The organism is Phenylobacterium sp. (assembly GCF_031425575.1).
In the GTDB taxonomy this organism is placed as follows: Bacteria; Pseudomonadota; Alphaproteobacteria; order Caulobacterales; family Caulobacteraceae; genus Phenylobacterium.
In genome coordinates this window covers 1-2,103 of sequence record NZ_JANPJP010000357.1, presented here as the reverse complement: position 1 = coordinate 2,103, position 2,103 = coordinate 1, and the positions used below count along the sequence as shown (strand labels likewise).

Here is a 2,103-nt window from a genome sequence, read left to right as displayed (position 1 = left end):
TCTGCTGGCCACCGGCGGCCCGGCGGTGCTGTTCGAGAACGTCACCCGCGCCGACGGCGAACCCTCGGGGATGCCCTGCCTGGTCAACCTATTCGGCACCGTGAAACGCGTGGCCATGGGGGTCACCCTGGACAACCAGGAACGCACCACCGCCGGCGAACTGCGCGAGGTGGGCGAACTGCTGGCCTTCCTCCGCGCGCCTGAGCCCCCCCGCGGCCTCAAAGACGCCTGGGACATGCTGCCGCTGGCCAAGACCGTCATGTCCATGCGGCCGTCTGTCGTGAAGAAGGCGCCGGTGCAGGAGATCGTTTGGACCGGCGACCAGATCGACCTGAACAAGCTCCCCATCCAGACCTGCTGGCCCGGCGAGCCCGCCCCCCTGAACACCTGGCCCCTGGTGGTGACAAAAGGTCCGTCCGAGGACCGGGAGGACGACTACAACCTCGGCATCTACCGCATGCAGCTGCTGGGGAAGGACCGCACCCTCATGCGCTGGCTGGCCCACCGCGGCGGCGCCCAGCACCACCGCCGCTGGAAGAGCGCCGGCAAGCGAGAGCCCCTGCCGGCCTGCGCCGTCATCGGCGCCGATCCCGGCACCATCCTGGCCGCGGTGACACCGGTCCCAGAAACCCTATCGGAGTACCAGTTCGCCGGCCTGATGCGCGGCGCCAAGGTCGAGCTGGTCCCGGCCAAGACCGTCCCCCTGATGGTCCCGGCCAACGCCGAAATCGTCATCGAGGGCCATGTTCTTCTCGATGAATATGCCGATGAGGGCCCCTACGGCGACCACACCGGCTACTACAATTCCGTCGAGCAGTTCCCGATCTTCCAGGTGAGCGCCATCACCATGCGGAAGAACCCCATCTATCTGACCACCTTCACCGGCCGGCCGCCGGACGAGCCCAGCGTGCTGGGAGAGGCGCTGAACGAGGTCTTCATACCCCTACTGCGCCAGCAATTCCCGGAGATCGTCGACTTCTGGCTGCCGCCGGAGGGCTGCTCCTACCGCATCGCCGTGGTCTCCATGAAGAAGGCCTACCCCGGCCACGCCAAGCGGGTGATGATGGGCGTCTGGAGCTATCTGCGGCAGTTCATGTACACCAAGTGGGTGATCGTCGTAGACGACGACATCGACGCCCGCGACTGGAAGGACGTCATGTGGGCGCTGTCGACCCGCATGGATCCGGCCCGCGACATCACCCTGATCGAGGGCACCCCCATCGACTATCTGGACTTCGCTTCGCCGGAGAGCGGGCTGGGGTCCAAGGTCGGCCTGGACGCCACCAACAAATGGCCCCCCGAGACCCATCGCGAGTGGGGCGAAAAGCTCGGCATGGACGAGGCGACGGTGAAGCTGGTGAGTGAGAAATGGTCCCGCCTGGGGCTGCCGGGCGGCGGCGCGCCGGTCAAATAGCGGCAGGGGTTGCCCTTTGGGGCGTTTCCACCCCAACTGCCGCCGCATATCGGGGATAGTGACACTATGGACGCCGTAACATCGTTCTCGGGAAACGCCGCCGCCCTTTGGGTCGGGCTGCACCTGTTCCTGCTGCTGGTGCTGTCCCTGCTGGTGGTGCGCCAGCGGCAGAAGCACAAGGTGGCTCTGGGCGACGAGGGCATCCCCGAACTGGCCCAGGCCATCCGCGCCTTCGGCAACGCCACGGAATACATCCCCGCCGCCATGTGCGGGATCGCGGTCCTGGCAGTGGTCAGCGCGCCCAGCCTGGCCATTCACCTGGCGGGCTTTGTGATGTTCACCGGCCGCTGCCTGCACGCCGTCGGCCTCTCCAACAGCGGCGGCACCTCCTTCCCCCGGGTGATCGGGGTCCTGGCCACCTGGGTCGCCTATGTGTTCATCGGCGTGGCCCTGCTGTTCTACGCCATCGCCTAACCGGCGTTGCGTCCGACGCAAGCCGAGCGACCCTGGATGTCCCCTAGCCTGCGAAACGGCTAATCGAGTCCGCTTTCATGCGGGTGTGATCAACCAGGCCGATGGGTATGGGATCGGGTTGTCGGCTCTAATGACGGGCGGCCCTTCACAGAGGCCGGCGGCCTGGGAGTAGACGGACGTGAGTACTTCATTCGGATTTCGACGCGCTGGTAGCG

The 2,103-nt window shown here is 66.5% G+C and carries 2 protein-coding genes; both read left to right on the top strand.

The genetic code is table 11. The features are described 5' to 3' along the window. A partial coding sequence (locus RMO97_RS19845) for a UbiD family decarboxylase (protein WP_310542733.1) occupies nt 1-1,414 on the top strand: 1,414 nt, incomplete at its 5' end. A 66-nt stretch (nt 1,415-1,480) separates the two neighbouring features. Continuing rightward, complete coding sequence (locus RMO97_RS19840) at nt 1,481-1,888, top strand: MAPEG family protein (protein ID WP_310542732.1); 408 nt, start codon at nt 1,481-1,483, stop codon at nt 1,886-1,888. The last annotated feature ends 215 nt before the right edge of the window (nt 1,889-2,103 follow it).